This window comes from Pseudidiomarina sp. (genome assembly GCF_033722695.1).
Lineage (GTDB): Bacteria > Pseudomonadota > Gammaproteobacteria > Enterobacterales > Alteromonadaceae > Pseudidiomarina.
On record NZ_JAWVYM010000001.1, the window covers coordinates 76,574 to 93,221 of the forward strand.

The 16,648-nt window shown below is 52.6% G+C and carries 18 protein-coding genes; 17 read left to right on the top strand and 1 reads right to left on the bottom strand.

The window, feature by feature from the left end; all coding sequences use genetic code 11:
* The first annotated feature begins 4 nt into the window (after positions 1-4).
* The 8 genes from recO (at position 5) to R3196_RS00415 (ending at position 9,504) form a co-directional block, all read left to right on the top strand.
* A complete protein-coding gene (gene recO / locus R3196_RS00380; RefSeq protein ID WP_318934625.1) occupies positions 5-694 on the top strand; it encodes a DNA repair protein RecO in 690 nt (229 codons plus the stop codon).
* A 1-nt stretch (position 695) separates the two neighbouring features.
* Positions 696-1,457, top strand: coding sequence for a pyridoxine 5'-phosphate synthase (gene pdxJ, locus R3196_RS00385; protein ID WP_318934626.1), 762 nt, complete (start codon positions 696-698; stop codon positions 1,455-1,457).
* Between the two features lie 7 nt (positions 1,458-1,464).
* Complete coding sequence (gene rlmD, locus R3196_RS00390; RefSeq protein WP_318934627.1) at positions 1,465-2,793, top strand: 23S rRNA (uracil(1939)-C(5))-methyltransferase RlmD; 1,329 nt, start codon at positions 1,465-1,467, stop codon at positions 2,791-2,793.
* A gap of 6 nt (positions 2,794-2,799) precedes the next feature.
* On the top strand, positions 2,800-4,983 hold the full coding sequence (gene relA, locus R3196_RS00395) for a GTP diphosphokinase (RefSeq protein WP_318934628.1): 2,184 nt from the start codon (positions 2,800-2,802) through the stop codon (positions 4,981-4,983).
* Positions 4,980-5,792 (top strand): nucleoside triphosphate pyrophosphohydrolase, encoded by an 813-nt coding sequence (gene mazG / locus R3196_RS00400; protein WP_318934629.1) that lies wholly within the window; start codon positions 4,980-4,982, stop codon positions 5,790-5,792. The genes relA and mazG overlap by 4 nt, the downstream gene beginning before the upstream one ends.
* A 93-nt stretch (positions 5,793-5,885) precedes the next feature.
* On the top strand, positions 5,886-7,523 hold the full coding sequence (locus tag R3196_RS00405; RefSeq protein ID WP_318934630.1) for a CTP synthase: 1,638 nt from the start codon (positions 5,886-5,888) through the stop codon (positions 7,521-7,523).
* Between the two features lie 31 nt (positions 7,524-7,554).
* Positions 7,555-8,850 carry a phosphopyruvate hydratase gene (gene eno, locus R3196_RS00410; RefSeq protein ID WP_318934631.1) on the top strand — a complete coding sequence of 432 codons (1,296 nt, stop codon included), beginning with the start codon at positions 7,555-7,557 and terminating at the stop codon, positions 8,848-8,850.
* Positions 8,851-8,877: 27 nt separating this feature from the next.
* The gene (locus tag R3196_RS00415; protein ID WP_318934632.1) at positions 8,878-9,504 is read left to right on the top strand and encodes a hypothetical protein; all 627 of its coding nucleotides are present in this window, start codon (positions 8,878-8,880) and stop codon (positions 9,502-9,504) included.
* On the opposite strand, the gene R3196_RS00420 is transcribed toward R3196_RS00415, so the two are convergent.
* Positions 9,494-10,210, bottom strand: a complete 717-nt coding sequence (locus tag R3196_RS00420; RefSeq protein WP_318934633.1) for a sulfite exporter TauE/SafE family protein — start codon at positions 10,208-10,210, stop codon at positions 9,494-9,496. The genes R3196_RS00415 and R3196_RS00420 overlap by 11 nt on opposite strands.
* A 154-nt stretch (positions 10,211-10,364) precedes the next feature.
* On the opposite strand from R3196_RS00420, the gene ftsB reads away from it, so the two are divergent.
* From ftsB to rpoS, 9 genes are read left to right on the top strand one after another with little or no spacing between them, the layout of a single operon-like run.
* Positions 10,365-10,646, top strand: coding sequence for a cell division protein FtsB (gene ftsB, locus R3196_RS00425; protein WP_318934738.1), 282 nt, complete (start codon positions 10,365-10,367; stop codon positions 10,644-10,646).
* 1 nt (position 10,647) lies between these two features.
* On the top strand, positions 10,648-11,352 hold the full coding sequence (gene ispD / locus R3196_RS00430) for a 2-C-methyl-D-erythritol 4-phosphate cytidylyltransferase (RefSeq protein WP_318934634.1): 705 nt from the start codon (positions 10,648-10,650) through the stop codon (positions 11,350-11,352).
* Positions 11,352-11,834, top strand: a complete 483-nt coding sequence (ispF, locus tag R3196_RS00435) for a 2-C-methyl-D-erythritol 2,4-cyclodiphosphate synthase (protein WP_318934635.1) — start codon at positions 11,352-11,354, stop codon at positions 11,832-11,834. The genes ispD and ispF overlap by 1 nt, the downstream gene beginning before the upstream one ends.
* Positions 11,827-12,888, top strand: a complete 1,062-nt coding sequence (gene truD / locus R3196_RS00440; RefSeq protein ID WP_318934636.1) for a tRNA pseudouridine(13) synthase TruD — start codon at positions 11,827-11,829, stop codon at positions 12,886-12,888. The genes ispF and truD overlap by 8 nt, the downstream gene beginning before the upstream one ends.
* 8 nt (positions 12,889-12,896) lie before the next feature.
* Entirely contained in the window at positions 12,897-13,652 is a 756-nt protein-coding gene (surE, locus tag R3196_RS00445; protein WP_318934637.1) for a 5'/3'-nucleotidase SurE, read from the top strand.
* Entirely contained in the window at positions 13,649-14,284 is a 636-nt protein-coding gene (locus tag R3196_RS00450) for a protein-L-isoaspartate(D-aspartate) O-methyltransferase (RefSeq protein ID WP_318934638.1), read from the top strand. The genes surE and R3196_RS00450 overlap by 4 nt, the downstream gene beginning before the upstream one ends.
* Positions 14,281-14,859, top strand: coding sequence for a YqaA family protein (locus R3196_RS00455; RefSeq protein WP_318934639.1), 579 nt, complete (start codon positions 14,281-14,283; stop codon positions 14,857-14,859). Before R3196_RS00450 ends, R3196_RS00455 begins: the two co-directional genes overlap by 4 nt.
* Positions 14,843-15,670, top strand: a complete 828-nt coding sequence (locus R3196_RS00460) for a peptidoglycan DD-metalloendopeptidase family protein (protein ID WP_318934640.1) — start codon at positions 14,843-14,845, stop codon at positions 15,668-15,670. The genes R3196_RS00455 and R3196_RS00460 overlap by 17 nt, the downstream gene beginning before the upstream one ends.
* Positions 15,667-16,644: an RNA polymerase sigma factor RpoS gene (rpoS, locus tag R3196_RS00465; RefSeq protein ID WP_318934641.1), complete on the top strand. Its 978-nt coding sequence runs from the start codon at positions 15,667-15,669 to the stop codon at positions 16,642-16,644. Before R3196_RS00460 ends, rpoS begins: the two co-directional genes overlap by 4 nt.
* The last annotated feature ends 4 nt before the right edge of the window (positions 16,645-16,648 follow it).

Consider the following 16,648-nt stretch of genomic DNA (forward strand, 5'->3'; position numbering starts at 1 on the left):
TGGGATGGAACCGGCGTTTGTATTGCATCGCTGGCCCTATCAGGATACCGGACTGCTGTGTGAATTTTATAGTGCCGAGCAGGGCAAATTCCGGGCTATAGCAAAGGGTGCCCGGCGCCCGAAAAGTCGTTGGCGAAGTATTCTGCAGCCCTTCACGCCACTGCTGATCGAAACCCGCGGACGCCATGAATTGCAAACCTTAACTCAGGCAGAGCTGGCCGGCGCGCACATTCCCTTAGCCGGTGAACGGGTGTATTCAGGCTTTTACCTGAATGAGCTCATCCAACGACTGACGTCATCTTATCAGTCCGTTGACGGATTATTTAATGATTACCAGCAAAGCCTGGAGCTGCTGGCGGTGACTGACCAGGTCGAACCCTTACTGCGGCGCTTTGAATGGCAACTCCTTTGTCACCTCGGACATGGCTTTGACTGGCATCAGGATACGCAGTCTGCACCGATCCGCGCTGACAGTAATTATCAGTTTATTCCGGACGCTGGATTTGTGCCGTTACCAGCGATGACGCCAACGAGCTTTCGTGGCGAAGATATTATCCGCATGGCTGCGTTTGAGTTACAGGATCAACAGCTGCTAAACTCATTTAAGCGGTTGATGCGGCAAGCTTTGCATCCCTTTCTTGGTGACAAGCCATTACGCAGTCGCCAGTTATTCGCTCAGTTTAAGGATTATTGATATGGATTACGCACCTTCCAGCGAACCGATTCTGCTTGGCGTGAACATCGATCATATAGCCACCCTGCGCAACGCCCGCGGCGGTACCTATCCTGATCCGGTTAGTGCTGCTACGCTCGCAGAGCAAGCCGGCGCAGATAGTATTACCATCCATTTGCGCGAAGACCGACGTCATATCAGTGACCGCGATGTGGAAATCCTTTCCAAAACTCTGCAGACGTGCATGAACCTGGAAATGGCGGTGACTGATGAGATGCTGACTATCGCCAGTCGCATTCGCCCGAGTTATTGCTGTCTGGTTCCTGAGCGCCGTGAAGAGCTGACCACCGAAGGCGGGCTGGATGTTATCGGGCAGAAAGAAAAGATTAAGGCCGCTATCGACCGGCTGATGGAAGACGGGATTATCCCTTCTTTATTTATTGATCCGGACAAAGCCCAGATCGACGCAGCATTTGAAGTCGGCGCGCCCATTATTGAATTGCATACCGGTTCTTATGCGCAGCAACCAACCCGCGCGACAACCAAGCACGCCTTATTGCTGCTGCATGATGCTGCCAAATACGCTCAGGCAGAGGGCCTGCAGGTTAACGCCGGACACGGTTTGCACTACACCAATACCGCCGCGGTCGCCGCGTTACCTGAGATTACTGAATTAAACATTGGCCATGCGATTATTTCCCGGGCGGTACTGGTGGGGCTGGATTGTGCTGTCCGTGACATGAAACAGCTGATGGTGCAGGCGCGCATCCAGGCTCAGCTATAAGTTTGCCATGGCCCGTATTTACCGACCTCCGCAGCGCACCAAGGCGCCCCAACCACTAAGTCGTAACCAACAGGTAACGGGCCTCGATCATCAGGGGCGTGGCATCGTGCGTACCGATAAAGGCGTTCGATTTGTTGCAGGGGCTTTGCCTGGTGAACTCATCAGTTTTCAGCCGACGGCTAAATACGAAGGCAATCTGACTGCCATTCATAAAGAAAGCCCGTTACGGGTAACGCCACCCTGCCGGTTCTATTCCTCTTGTGGCGGTTGTGATCTGCAGCATCTGCAGTTGGCCGCGCAACGGCAGCATAAACAGCAGGTAGTTAGTGAGCTGCTACAGAAGTTCGCCGGTATCACGGCAGTTAACTGGCAGGAGCCAATGACGGCGGCCGCCTGGAATTACCGCCACCGAACCCGGCTGGCCGTGCACTGGGATCCGAAACGACAGCAACTGCGACTGGGCTTTCGGGCGCGGGGCAGTAAGACCATTATTGAGATCGACCATTGTCTGGTCTTGTCCGATCAGTTAAACCCTTTGTTGGCGCCGTTGCGGCAATTATTGGCCCGGTTAAAGTCGGTGCGTGATCTTGGTCATATCGAATTAATTGCCGCTGCGGATCAACGCCTGGTTTTGTTGCGCCTGCAGGCTGCGGCAGCAGCAGAGGATCACCAGCTGCTACAGGATTTTGCCGCACAGCAGCGGGTTCAGATTTGGTTGCAGGAAGCTACCGGTGAACCAGTACGCCTGGCAAGCAAAGACGCTACTGAGCCAGCCGCGCCGGTTTATCACAGTGCCGGTTTCGAATTAAGCTTTACCCCGGGTAATTTCCTGCAGGCTCATGCCGAGCTTAATCAGTACCTGGTGGCGCAGGCAATGCGTTGGCTGGATCCACAACCGGGCGAGGTAATTCTTGATCTTTTTGCCGGCAGTGGCAATTTTAGTATTCCACTGGCCTGTACAGGGGCCAGGGTTACGGCGGTCGAAGGCGTCGCCAGTATGGTCGCGCAACTTGCCAAAAATGCCAGTCGTGCTGAAGTTGAGCTCGAAGCCGTCTGTGCAGACCTGGAGCAACCCTGGCAGCATCCATCGCTTACCGGGCAACCGGTGGCGAAGGTATTGCTGGATCCGGCCCGCCAGGGGGCTGCCAGCGCTATTACTGAGATTGCTATCCGTCAGCCGCAGCGAATTATCTATGTTTCCTGCGCGCCTGATACGTTGGCCCGGGATACGGCATTACTTATAGCAAAAGGTTATGAGTTGCGGCAGGCTCAGATAGTTGACATGTTTCCTCAGACCCATCACATTGAAACGCTATGCTGGTTTGAAAGGAGGTAACTGCGAGTGGTCTTTGTCCGCGCTACCCATGTTGACAAACCCGGTCAGAATACTGGTGACTGGTTGGCCCGACTGCACCCGCAGGAACGCCGCCAGGAACTTGAGCAGCATGCCAGCAAGTTACTGACCTGGTGTGATAAACAGAGCCAGCACTATCTGAAAGGCCAGGAAATGGCCGAGATCCTGATTGAATTAAATCTGGATCAAGAGTCATTACTGGCTGCCTTATACACCCCTGCCTATGAAGCCGGTTTGATTTCCGACGAACAAGTCATCGCCGCCAGCGGCAAAGGGCTACTCAAATTACTGCAGGCCGTGCGGCAGATGCAAAGCATCAGTGAGTTACAACATTTTCAACATGGCAAACCCGATGCCGTGCAGATCGACAACGTGCGCCGCATGTTGCTCGCTATGGTTGCAGATGTGCGGGCGGTGCTGATCAAGTTAGCTGAACGCATATGTTATTTACGCCTGGTCAAGGATCTGGACGAAGAAATCCGGGTGCTGGCAGCCAAAGAAAGTCAGGAAATCTATGCGCCGCTAGCGAACCGGCTGGGCATCGGACAGATGAAGTGGGAGCTTGAAGATCTTGCTTTCCGTTATCTGCATCCGCAGACCTATAAAACTATTGCCAGCCAGTTGCACGAGCGGCGGGTTGATCGGCAGCATTACATTGAGGATTTCGTTTCCGCGGTCAACCGGGATCTCAGCGCGCAAGGCGTTAACGCTTCAGTCTACGGGCGGCCAAAGCATATTTACTCAATCTGGCGCAAGATGCATAAAAAGCATCTGAACTTTACCCAATTGTACGATATCCGTGCAGTCCGGATTGTGACTGAATCACTGAAAGACTGCTACGCAGCACTGGGAGTAGTGCATAGCCGGTACCGTCACATCCGCTCTGAATTCGATGACTATATAGCCACCCCAAAAGCCAATGGCTATCAGTCGATCCACACTGTGGTGATTGGGCCGGAAGGCAAACATATTGAGATTCAGATCCGCACCGCAGACATGCACGACGATGCCGAATTAGGTGTAGCCGCGCACTGGCTCTATAAAGAAGGCGCGGGTACGAGTCGCCGGCACGGCTTTGAAGAAAAGATAGCCTGGTTACGAAAACTGCTGGCCTGGCACGAGGATATGGCGGAAAACGACGAGCTGGTAGCCGAAATCCGCTCACAGGTATTTGAAGACCGGGTTTACGTATTCACGCCAAAGGGCGAGGTGATTGACTTACCCAGCGGTGCGACCCCTTTAGATTTCGCCTATTACATCCATTCCGGGGTCGGACATCGCTGCGTGGGGGCCAAGGTCGATGGCCATATAGTGCCTTTCACCTATCAGCTGAAGAATGGTGAGCGGGTCGAAGTTCTTACCCAAAAAGAAGAAAAACCACGCCGTGATTGGCTTAACCCTGGGCTTGGTTATCTGAATACTGCCCGTGCCCGCAGTAAGGTTCAGACCTACTTTAAGAAACTCGATCGCGATAAAAACATTAAGCTGGGCAAAGAGCTGCTGGAGAGCGAACTGAATAAGTTATCGCTGCCACTGGCTCAGGCTGCCCAGGTATTAGAACGATTTAACCTGCAGCATATCGACGATCTCTGTGCCGCTGTGGGTGCCGGAGATGTCCGCTTGCATCAGGTGGTCAATCAACTGCGTCCGGCCAGTGATGCCACCAGCGAGCGGTTGGAGCGGCTGACCGCCCGCAAGCCCAAACGCAGTGCCGGTAAACAAAGTGACGTGCGCGTGCAGGGTATCGGTAATTTGCTGGTGCAATTTGCTGGCTGCTGTCAGCCGTTACCCGGCGAACCGATTTTAGGCTTTGTCACGCAGGGGCGGGGAGTCTCCGTTCATCGGCAGGATTGTGAACAGTTGCAGCATTTGCTTCAGGTGCATCCTGAGCGTGGGCTGGCGGTAAGCTGGAGCCAGCAGGAACAAACCAGTTACCGTGCTGACCTACTGATCGAAGCGGATGACCGGAACGGTTTGTTGCATGATATAACCAGTATCCTGGCAAATGAAAAAGCCAGCGTTACCCAGCTTGAAACCACCACGGACAGCGCCGCTCAGCAAGCGCGGATCTTGCTTGGCGTGTTAATTGACAGCAATCAGGGCTTACAGCGCATTATCAGCCGGCTACAGCAGCTAAAAAGTATTCATAAGGTTACCAGGACGACAAAATGAGCGAACAGACAGCGCACTACCCGGGGGTTGGCGAATTATTGGAGGTTATGCGGCGACTGCGTGATCCGGCGGGCGGCTGTCCGTGGGATTTGCAGCAGACCTTGACCAGCCTCATTCCCTATACGATTGAGGAAGCCTATGAGGTAGCGGCTGCGATCACCGGGGGCGATCTTGCTGAGATAAAAGATGAGCTCGGTGATTTGTTATTTCAGGTGGTGTTTTATAGCCAACTGACTGCCGAGCAGGGCGACTTTACTTTTGATGAAGTGGCGGCACAGACAGCCGCTAAATTGATCCGACGCCATCCTCATGTATTCGGCGACAGTAACACGCAGAGCGACGCTGAGATTAAGGCGCAGTGGGAGCGTATTAAACAGCAGGAGCGTAGCGAGAAAGGGCAGACCGAAACCGTTTTTGACGGTATTCCGGCGAATTTACCGGCTATCCTTACTGCCCAAAAGCTGCAGAAACGTGCCGCTACTGTGGGTTTTGACTGGCCGCAAATCGAACCTGTAGCCGATAAGGTTCGGGAAGAGCTCGCTGAGACCATGGCGGAACTAGAGACAGAATCAGTGGATCAGGACGCTGTGGAAGCAGAAATTGGTGATTTACTGTTTGCCGTGGTGAATCTGGCGCGTCACGCCCAGGTGAATCCGGAACAGGCTCTGCGTCGGACCAATACCAAATTCAAGCGCCGTTTTCAGCATATCGAAGGCCGTCTGCGTGAGCAGGGCAGGCAACCAGAGCAGCTGACACTGACTGAACTGGAGCTTTATTGGCAAGCAGCAAAAGTATTGCCGGACAGTTAATGGTTTTTTAAATTGTCGGAGCACCGCTGCTCGCGTATACTATTTTCCCGTCTTGAAGCAATTCTCTAATTAACCTGACGATTTAGGTCTCGCATGACAACTAATTACATTTTCGTCACCGGCGGTGTTGTATCTTCGCTGGGCAAAGGCATTGCTGCAGCGTCGCTGGCGGCAATACTTGAAGCCCGTGGCCTTAAGGTCACGATCCTTAAACTTGATCCCTACATTAATGTCGATCCGGGCACCATGAGCCCGATTCAGCACGGCGAGGTGTTTGTCACCGAAGACGGCGCCGAGACTGATCTTGATCTTGGACATTATGAACGTTTTATCCGCACCCGGATGTCGAAGAAAAATAACTTTACTGCCGGGCGTGTATACGAAGATATTATCCGCCGTGAGCGCAAGGGCGAGTTCCTTGGCGCCACTATTCAGGTTATCCCGCATATTACCAACGAAATTAAACGCCGTATCGTTGATGGCGCTGAAGGCTATGATGTCGCGATGATCGAAATTGGCGGCACCGTTGGTGACATCGAGTCACAGCCGTTTCTTGAAGCCATCCGTCAGCTTGGTACTGAAGTAGGGCGCGATCGTACCTTGTTCATGCACCTGACTCTGGTGCCATTTCTGGGCGCCGCGGGCGAGGTTAAAACTAAACCGACCCAGCACTCAGTAAAAGAACTTCGTTCTATCGGTATCCAGCCAGATATCCTTATCTGCCGTTCCGATCGTGCGCTTCCAGCCAATGAACGAGCCAAAATTGCCTTGTTTACTAATGTTGAAGAGCGTGCGGTTATCGGTCTTAAAGATGTCGACAGTATCTACAAGATCCCGGCTATTCTTAAATCACAGGGGCTGGATGAAATTATCGTCAGCCGTTTCCGCCTCGATCGCCCTGAAGCGGATTTGTCAGAATGGGAACAGGTGCTGTATCAGGAATCGAATCCCAGTGGTGAAGTCACCGTTGGCTTTGTCGGTAAGTATATTGAACTGCCGGATGCCTATAAGTCAGTAAACGAGGCATTATCCCATGCCGGCCTGAAGAATCGGCTGGTAGTAAATATCCGTTATATCGATGCTCAGGATGTCGAAAGCAAAGGCGTAGCCAAACTGGCTGACGTGGACGCTATTATTGTCCCCGGAGGCTTCGGCGAGCGCGGTATTAAAGGCAAAATTATGGCGGCTCAGTATGCTCGAGAGCAGAAAATCCCGTATTTGGGGATTTGTCTGGGTATGCAGATCGCCCTTATTGAATACGCTCGCAATGTAATTGGTCTCCCGGACGCCGATAGTACTGAATTTAATCTGAAAACGAAGCATCCGGTGGTCGGCCTGATCACCGAATGGATGGACGAAAAAGGCCAGAAAGAACTACGCGATCAGAGCTCAGACTTGGGTGGCACGATGCGCTTAGGCGCGCAGGCCTGTAACCTGGTAGCCGGCACCACGGCGCATAAGTTATACGGTGAAGATAGCATCCGTGAGCGCCATCGCCACCGCTATGAAGTCAATGGTCACTATATTGAGCAGCTGGAAGCCGCTGGTCTGAAGATTTCCGGTTGGTCCCATGACAACCGTCTGGTAGAGATTATCGAGTTACCGGATCATCCCTGGTTTGTGGCAGCTCAGTTTCATCCGGAGTTTACTTCAACGCCACGCGACGGGCATCCGTTGTTCCGAGGCTTTATTGAAGCGGCCGGAATCTATCAGAAAAAACGTCGTAGTTAATTGGTAAAAAATACAGGAGCATTAGCAGCGCATGGCAACAATCAGTCACATTGTAGCTCGTGAAATTATGGATTCACGCGGTAACCCGACCGTTGAAGCAGACGTTCATCTGCAGGATGGCAGCTGGGGCCGCGCAGCAGCACCAAGTGGCGCCTCTACAGGGTCGCGCGAGGCGCTGGAACTGCGTGACGGTGATAAAAAGCGTTATTTGGGCAAAGGCGTGCAACAGGCAGTTGCCAACGTCAATGATTTGATTGGGCCTGCCTTGCTTGGCGTTGAAGCAAGTGATCAGCAGCGCGTTGACGACATCATGATTGCGCTCGATGGCACTGAGAATAAAGAAAAACTGGGTGCTAATGCGATTCTGGCTGTATCTCTGGCAACCGCTAAAGCCGCTGCGCAGAGTACCGGTATTCCGTTGTATCAGCATATTGCCGCACTGAACGGAACCGCTGGCCAGTTCAGCATGCCGCTGCCGATGATGAATATTCTTAACGGCGGTGAACATGCTGATAATAACGTCGATATTCAGGAGTTTATGATCCAGCCGGTAGGAGCAAAAAACTTCCGTGAAGGCCTACGTATGGGCGCTGAAGTATTTCATGCACTTAAAGGTGTCTTACAGCATCGTGGTCTGAGCACAGCGGTAGGAGATGAAGGAGGTTTTGCACCGAACCTGGCGTCCAACGAAGAAGCTCTGACTGTTATTGTTGAAGCCGTTGAAAAGGCCGGTTACCGGATGGGTACTGATATTACCCTGGCACTGGATTGTGCTGCGTCTGAGTTTTATCGTGACGGTCAATATCATTTAAGCGGTGAAGATAAGCAATTTGATGCTGCAGGTTTTGCAGACTATCTTGACGGCTTATGTCAGCGCTATCCGATTATATCGATTGAAGACGGCCTTGATGAAAGTGACTGGGATGGCTGGAAAGTTCTGACCGAACGTCTGGGTAATAAAGTTCAGTTGGTTGGCGATGACTTATTTGTAACGAATACAAAAATCCTCAAGCGTGGCATTGACCAGAGCATAGGTAATTCGATTCTGATTAAGTTTAATCAGATCGGTAGCCTGAGTGAAACCCTGGCGGCGATTCGCATGGCTCACGATGCCGGCTTTACCGCTGTGATTTCACACCGCTCCGGTGAAACGGAAGATGCCACTATAGCCGATCTGGCAGTTGGCACTGCAGCCGGGCAGATTAAGACAGGGTCGCTGTGTCGGTCTGACCGGGTTGCCAAATACAACCAGCTGTTACGTATTGAGGAACAACTCAAAGACGCCGCCCCATACCGGGGACGAGCGGAAGTTCGCGCAGCTGATTAAGCCTGGCCAGCGGCAAGCGGGGTGAGTATGCAAGGCGACATCTTTCAGTCCCTGAGCCGGCAGGATCTTCCTGCCGGTGCTTCCCCTGATTCATTCTCTGAACTCTGTACCGCTTTATATGAGCGGGAACTGAATTACCTGGCGCAATCACCTGCCACCAGCCTGCCTGGCTTGCAACGGCGGTTGCGCAGCGTCCCTTATTACGTACAACGCGCTGCCCGGGGCATGCTTAGCTGCGACGCACCCTATACTCTCGATAGCCAGAATGCCAGTTGGCAGGCTCCCCAACAAAGTCGTCTGAACCGCACCCAGAGTCAACCGAAGCGTGTCTATAACTGGTTAACGAGCAGTGCCGGGCGTCTTGGCCATGTGGTGCCGGTGCTTGACTTTGATCCGCGCTTACAACGGGTCGTGCTTGATTCTATTGATCGCATTGATTTGTCCGCGGAGCGAGTACATTTAAATCAGTATGGCTGGTTTAGCTTTCAGGGCGATTGCCTGGAGCCTGAAAGTGCGCATCTAATTATCGTTAAGCCTGATAGCAGCTCCCTCAAACCGGCTTTTTGTGGTCACCAGTGGAACCATAAAGGCCGCATTGATCCGCGTACCCTGACTTTACGGGAAGTATTGCTGGCGACCACAGTCAGCTGGTAACCAGGGCAACAAAACCTGCCACCATGACCAGGCCTAAGGTCAGTTTTCTGAATACGTCTTCTGATAGCTTAGGACTCAGGTAATGGCCCAGCCAGGCGCCACTAAGCGCGCCAACAAGCAGTACAACTAATATCGGCAGCAATTCAGGTTGATAAATGCCGCGTACCGCGAAAGAAGTGACGTTGGTCACAGCCAGAACCAGAAAAAATAGTGCCAGAGTAGCCCGGAACGACAACCGGTCCAGCCGGTGACTGGTCAGAAAGAGTACCACCGGCGGTCCACCCAGCGTGAGGGCACCATTACCAAACCCGGCCAGTAAACCAGTAAAACCTTGTTGCTCGGGTGTTCCTCGCGTATGGAACTGAAACCCCAACCAGAATATTACTGCCACCACAATGACAGCCACAGCCATAGCTTGTTGCAATAATATAAGGTCATAAAAGGCGAGGGCATAATTTCCAGCCAGGGTGCCGATAACCCCTGTTACCAGCAACGGCTGCCACTTACTAACGCTGATATACCGCCGGAGCACCCACCCCAGATATATTGCCAGCGTGAGATTAATTACCGATAGGAGTGGGGTAATAACCGTAAGGGGTAACAATAGGCTCAGTAGCGGCACTGCGACCAGCCCTGAGCCAAAGCCGGTGATTCCTTGTAAGCACGCACCGCTAAAAATAATCAGAAAAATCCAGAAATAATCCATGAGCTTCCACTGGCAATAATCGCGAATTATAAAATCGACTTGGTCTTAGCTACTAGCCGGGTATACTAACAGAAAAGTGACAAATCGCGGAAAGGCCTTTTCACTGGCTGGCTAAGGCTTCATAATGACCGCATTGAATCACGCGAGGATGCGCATGCGCCTGCTGAAACTCATACTCATAGTGCTGCTGATAGGGCTTCAATATCGCCTGTGGTTTGGCAAAAACAGTCTGCCTGATTACTGGCGGATGCAGCAGGATGTGGCCCGGCAAAGCGAAACCAACATGCGCTTAAAACAGCGCAATCAGGTGCTGGCGGCGGACATTGCCGACTTGCGGGAAGGTGAGGTGGCACTGGAAGAGCGGGCACGCAACGAACTTGGTTTAATTAAACGCCAGGAAACTTTTTTCCGGCTGGTACCGGTGAAGCCTCAATAGTATGTCTGATGCACCTTCTGTCGCTGCGGTAATCCCTGCTGCCGGTATCGGTAGCCGGATGCGAACCGCAATGCCAAAGCAATATCTGCAATTGCTGGACCACTCCGTGCTTGAGCATAGCCTCCACGCGGTAGCCGCGGATAAACGGGTACAGGCTATCTATGTGGCTTTGGCAGAACACGATAAGTGGTTTACGCAACTCAAGCTCAATTTGCCCATCCCGGTTATTCGGGTCACCGGCGGCGACAGTCGGGCGGCTTCGGTTTTGGCTGCGGCAACAGCAGCGGCGGCCGACGGTTTTTGCCACGTTCTGGTACATGACGCCGCACGCCCCTGCTTGTCGGCAGGGGAGCTTGCGGCTGTGTTGGATGCTGGCCTCGCTGGCGCCCCCGGCGCGGTTTTAGCGTTGCCAGTAGCGGATACAATGAAACGCGCCGATACGAAGCAGCGGATTAACAGTACGGTTTCGCGTGAGGCGCTCTGGCACGCGCTAACACCCCAGGTATTTCCGGCGCAGGCCCTGATTAACGGATTGCAGCAACTGGGCACGGATAATCCCGCACTGACCGATGAAGCCTCGGTATTCGAGCTGCTCGGAGAGCAACCCTTATTAGTGGCGGGCAAACGAACCAATATAAAAATTACTCATCCCGGTGACGAGCAGATCGCCGCGGCGTTTTTATCACTCATCCTGCAGGAGAAATAATGCGAATAGGTCACGGTTTCGATGTCCATAAATTCGGTGGCGAAGGGCCATTAACTTTAGGCGGCATTCAGGTGGCTTACAGCCAGGGTCTGATCGCGCATTCCGATGGTGACGTGATTTTACACGCGGTGGCTGACGCACTCTTGGGTGCTGCGGCGCTGGGTGATATAGGAAAGCATTTTCCTGACACCGATGTGAAGTTTAAAAATGCTGATAGCGGTGAATTAGTAAAGCATGTTGTGGATCTGGTAGCCCGGCGTGGCTGGCGACCGAATAACCTTGATGTCACTGTGGTCGCCCAGGCGCCCAAGCTGGCGCCTTTTATTCCTGATATGTGCCGTCGTATTGCCGCGTTAACTGGTCTCCCCGTTGATGCCGTGAATGTTAAGGCCACCACTACCGAGCAACTTGGCTATATTGGCCGCAAAGAAGGTATCGCTTGTCATGCCGTGGTTTTGCTCCAGGAGTTAATTAGTGACTGATAGAACTTCAGGCGACACCCAGGCAAAACTGGCTTACTTACATGGGATGTCACCGGTAAGTGCCAGTTTTAAGCAACATCCGGAACACTTTGAGGTTACCGAATTACTGACACCACAGGCCGGAGAGGCCGGTGAACATCAGTGGCTATGGGTTGAAAAACGCGGTGCCAATACGCCATATGTGGCAGGGCAACTGGCGAAATTCGCCGGTGTTAACGAACGCCACGTCAGTTATGCCGGGATGAAAGATCGGCACGCAGTTACCCGCCAGTGGTTTTCGGTGCAGCTGCCAGGTCAGCCGCTACTGATCTGGCAGGATCTGAAACATGATGAATTCAGTGTGCTTCAAGCGCTATTGCAGCCGCGCAAACTTAAAACCGGAACCCATCAGGGCAACGCTTTTGTACTGCGGCTGCAAGCGGTTTCTGATCTTGCTGAATTAGAGCGCCGCTGGCAACTGATCTGTGAGAAAGGCGCACCAAACTATTTTGGCGCCCAGCGATTTGGCCATAATGGACAGAATATTGCGAAAGCAAAACTCTGGTTTCGCGGGCAGTTGCGGCAGCGCTTAAGTCGCACTCAGCAGGGCCTTCTGCTATCTGCTGCCAGAGCGCTTTTATTTAATGAAGTGGCATCGGCACGCATCAGCGCCGGGCGCTTAATGCCTGAGCCTGGCGATGCCATGATCCTGACCGGCAGTCAGTCGTATTTTATTGCTGAAGCGGATGATCCATCGCTGCTGGCACGCCATGCCGAGGGTGATATACAGCTATCAGCGCCATTGCCAGGCAGCGGCAGTGGCATTTCCAGCCACGCCATCGCAGAGTTTGAGGCGGATGTACTGGGCAATCACACCGAACTGGTCACCGGGTTACAGAAACATCGTGTTGATGCCGCTCGCCGGCCCTTGCTGGTGCGACCGCAACAGCCCGAATTCCGCCCGCTTGACGAAACCACAGCAGAATTGCGGTTTGAGCTGCCAAAAGGAAGTTTCGCCACTAGCATTTTGCGGGAATTAATAACCACTCAATTTGAAGAACAGTTACTGAGGTAAGTTAGCCCATGATGAAGTTATTAGTCAGTAATGATGATGGAGTGCATGCTCCGGGGATTGAAGCACTTTACGACGCGTTAAAAAATATCGCCGAGGTGCGGGTGATCGCTCCGGATCGCAATTGCAGTGGCGCCAGTAACTCTCTGACGCTACATAATCCGTTACGGGTTCAGCGGCTGCCGAACGGCTTTTACTCGCTGACCGGCACCCCTACAGACTGTGTGCACCTGGGGACTAACTCGCCAATTGCCGACGACGTTGACCTGGTCGTGTCAGGAATTAACGACGGCCCTAATATGGGCGACGATGTGCTGTATTCCGGCACTGTGGCGGCGGCGATGGAAGGGCGCTATATGGGCTTGCCGTCTATAGCTGTTTCGATGGGCTCCCGTGGTCATGATTATTATGAAACAGCCGCACAGGTGGTAGCCGACATCGTCAATAAAATGGCCGATAAACCGTTGCGGATGGATACCATTCTGAATATTAACGTGCCGTCGGTACCTTACGACCAGCTCAAGGGTACACGAGTTACTCGTTTGGGGCGGCGCCATCGGGCCGAGACCATGGTGCAGGATAAAGATCCCTTTGGCCGTGATATCTACTGGTACGGCCCCATTGGTGGCCATCAGGATGATGCCGAGGGTACTGATTTTCATGCCGTAAGAGAAGGTTATGTATCAATTACACCGTTGAGTCTCGACATGACCGCGAAAACCCATCAGGATACGTTATCAAACTGGCTGACAGTTAATAAATCATGATTCAGAACTTTCAGGGAATGGCTCGCCGTTTAACCGAGCGGCTACGCACAGAAGGGATCACCGATGAACGCGTTCTGCGGGTGATGGAGCAGACGCCACGGCATCTTTTCATGCCGGAGTCGCTGGCGCATAAAGCCTACGAAAATACCGCCTTGCCAATCGGTAAAGGGCAGACTATTTCACAGCCACTGATGGTTGCCTCAATGACGCAGCTATTGATGCAGCACCATTGCCAGAAAGTACTGGAAATAGGTACTGGCAGTGGCTATCAGACTGCGATTCTGGCCCAGTTAGTTGAGCAGGTGCATTCGGTCGAGCGTATCGCTGAATTGCAGTATCAGGCGAAACGACGTCTTAAGAAACTGGATCTGCATAATATCTCTATGCGCCATGGCGACGGCTGGCAGGGGTGGCGTAGTAAAGCGCCATTTGACGGTATTGTTGTTACCGCAGCAGCCAGTGATGTCCCAAGTGATTTAATGGCTCAACTCAACGATGGTGGGGTGATGATCATACCGGTCGGCACCACCACGCAACGGCTTTACGTTATCCGGCGTTTTGGCGATGATTTTGAGCAGAAGCTATTGGGCGCGGTAAAATTTGTACCGCTGGTTCCGGGAGCGCTGTCGTGAAATTATTCAGCTGGTTGTATGACAGTGTTTTACGCTGGTCACAGCATCGTCGGGCACCTTTCATTCTGATGGGTATCAGCTTCAGCGAATCCGTGATATTTCCCATTCCACCGGACGTAATGCTGGCACCGATGTCGATGACACAGCCGCAGCGGGCGTGGTACTTTGCGACTATAACCACCATAGCCTCAGTGCTGGGCGGCATAGTAGGTTACTGGCTCGGTTACTGGGCATTTGAACCGCTGGTAATGCCATTGATTGAATGGGCTGGCTACGAAGATAAACTGGCAACGGTTACGAACTGGTTTCAGCTGTACGGTTTCTGGATTATCTTCATTGCCGGTTTTTCGCCGTTACCGTACAAATTATTCACGGTAACCGGTGGGATGCTGCAGGTCCTTTTCATTCCATTTGTTCTGGGGTCGATCCTCAGCCGGGGTCTGCGATTTTTTTTGGTGGCCTGGTTGCTGCGTACCGGCGGGCCCAAGATGGCAGTTAAACTGCGCACCTATGTTGATCGAATTGGATGGGGGATGGTGCTTGTCGCCGTAGTGGCCTATGTCTGGACCCTGTAACCGACTGATTCTGATAGTTATAGCACTTATGGCGTTTATGGCGCTGAGCGGTTGTGCTCAGCGCGAAGATGCGGCGCCGGTAAAGAAAGTCTATAGCGGTAACTCGATCCTTGATTACGAACGGGCGACGTTGTCATCGCCGACCTACCAGGTTAAACCAGGCGATACTTTATACTCTATAGCCTTTCGCGCCGATCAGGATGTGCGCACCCTGGCTCGTTACAATGAACTGGCTGAACCGTACACGATATACCCAGGTCAGGTGCTGCGGCTTAAAGCTAGGGTTGCGAAATCAGGGCAAGCCCTTGAACATGATGAAAATAAAGGGTACCTTACAAAAGAACGTAACAAAAAAGTTGTGCGGCCGGTTGCGAAACAACCATCGGTAACCCCGGTGCCCCGCAGCCCGGCTGAAAAGTTTCCGGACAGCAATGCAATTCGCTGGCAATGGCCGGTCAGGAGCAAAGTGATTCGAGAGTTTTCCACTGCTGAAGCAGGGAACAAAGGTCTTGATTTTGCCGGTCAGCGAAATGATCCCGTTTATGCTGCCGCTGCCGGAAAAGTTGTATATGCCGGTAACGCATTAAAAGGGTACGGTAATTTAATCATAATGAAACATAACGATGATTATATTACTGCGTATGCCCACAATCAGGAGTTGCTGGTGAAAGAACAACAGTGGGTGAACGCTGGAGATGAAATTGCCCGTATGGGAGACACTGACGCGGAGCAGGTTAAGCTTCATTTTGAGGTGCGCTTCCGCGGCAAGTCAGTAAATCCGAGACACTATTTACCCCGGGGGAAACAATGAGTCGCAGTAATGACGATACGGGGCGTATCGAAGAACAGAATGTGGCATCTAAAGCCAACGGCGAAAAAGAAGCTGCCACCGCTACAGCAGACACGGATTTTGATGATATTATTGCCAATGGCGCCGGCTATCAGCGCAAAATGGATGCTACCCAGCTTTATTTGAGCGAGATTGGCTACTCACCACTTTTAACCGCAGAAGAAGAAGTAAAATTCTCGCGCCTTGCTTTAAAGGGCGATGAGAAAGCGCGGGCGCGTATGATTGAAAGTAACTTGCGGCTGGTCGTGAAAATTGCCCGGCGTTATACCAACCGGGGCCTTGCCCTTTTGGATCTGGTGGAAGAAGGTAACCTGGGTCTGATCCGGGCAGTAGAGAAGTTCGATCCGGAGCGCGGTTTTCGTTTTTCAACATACGCCACATGGTGGATCCGGCAAACGATTGAACGCGCCATTATGAATCAGACGCGTACCATTCGCTTGCCTATTCATGTGGTCAAAGAGCTTAACACCTACCTGCGCGCAGCCAGGGAACTGGCCCACACACTGGATCACGAACCTACGGCTGAAGACATTGCCGAAAAAATGGATGTGCCGGTAGAAGACGTAACGAAGATGCTACGCCTCAATGAGCGGGTTGCCTCTGTTGATACACCGCTCGGCGGCGATAATGATAAGGCGCTGGTCGACATTCTGTCTGATGACAATGATAATGATCCCGAAGGGGCATTGCAGGACGACGATATGCGGCAACACATAGTCGACTGGTTGAAAGGCCTCAATACCAAGCAACGGGAAGTTCTGGCCCGACGTTTTGGCCTGATGGGGCATGAACCAGCTACGCTGGAAGATGTCGGCCGCGAGATCGGTCTGACCCGTGAACGGGTCCGCCAAATCCAGGTAGAGGCTCTCAAGCGCTTACGCGATATGCTTCGCCAGCAGGGGCTTAGCCTGGACTCGTTATTCCAGAAGGACTAACGCA

Bases quoted from the DNA above. Each gene is read 5' to 3' on its own strand.
- recO (WP_318934625.1), top strand. From the start codon at position 5: ATGGAACCGGCGTTTGTATTGCATCGCTGGCCCTATCAGGATACCGGA.
- pdxJ (WP_318934626.1), top strand. From the start codon at position 696: ATGGATTACGCACCTTCCAGCGAACCGATTCTGCTTGGCGTGAACATC.
- rlmD (WP_318934627.1), top strand. From the start codon at position 1,465: ATGGCCCGTATTTACCGACCTCCGCAGCGCACCAAGGCGCCCCAACCA.
- mazG (WP_318934629.1), top strand. From the start codon at position 4,980: ATGAGCGAACAGACAGCGCACTACCCGGGGGTTGGCGAATTATTGGAG.
- R3196_RS00405 (WP_318934630.1), top strand. From the start codon at position 5,886: ATGACAACTAATTACATTTTCGTCACCGGCGGTGTTGTATCTTCGCTG.
- eno (WP_318934631.1), top strand. From the start codon at position 7,555: ATGGCAACAATCAGTCACATTGTAGCTCGTGAAATTATGGATTCACGC.
- R3196_RS00415 (WP_318934632.1), top strand. From the start codon at position 8,878: ATGCAAGGCGACATCTTTCAGTCCCTGAGCCGGCAGGATCTTCCTGCC.
- R3196_RS00420 (WP_318934633.1), bottom strand. From the start codon at position 10,210: ATGGATTATTTCTGGATTTTTCTGATTATTTTTAGCGGTGCGTGCTTA.
- ftsB (WP_318934738.1), top strand. From the start codon at position 10,365: ATGCGCCTGCTGAAACTCATACTCATAGTGCTGCTGATAGGGCTTCAA.
- ispD (WP_318934634.1), top strand. From the start codon at position 10,648: ATGTCTGATGCACCTTCTGTCGCTGCGGTAATCCCTGCTGCCGGTATC.
- ispF (WP_318934635.1), top strand. From the start codon at position 11,352: ATGCGAATAGGTCACGGTTTCGATGTCCATAAATTCGGTGGCGAAGGG.
- surE (WP_318934637.1), top strand. From the start codon at position 12,897: ATGATGAAGTTATTAGTCAGTAATGATGATGGAGTGCATGCTCCGGGG.
- R3196_RS00450 (WP_318934638.1), top strand. From the start codon at position 13,649: ATGATTCAGAACTTTCAGGGAATGGCTCGCCGTTTAACCGAGCGGCTA.
- R3196_RS00460 (WP_318934640.1), top strand. From the start codon at position 14,843: ATGTCTGGACCCTGTAACCGACTGATTCTGATAGTTATAGCACTTATG.
- rpoS (WP_318934641.1), top strand. From the start codon at position 15,667: ATGAGTCGCAGTAATGACGATACGGGGCGTATCGAAGAACAGAATGTG.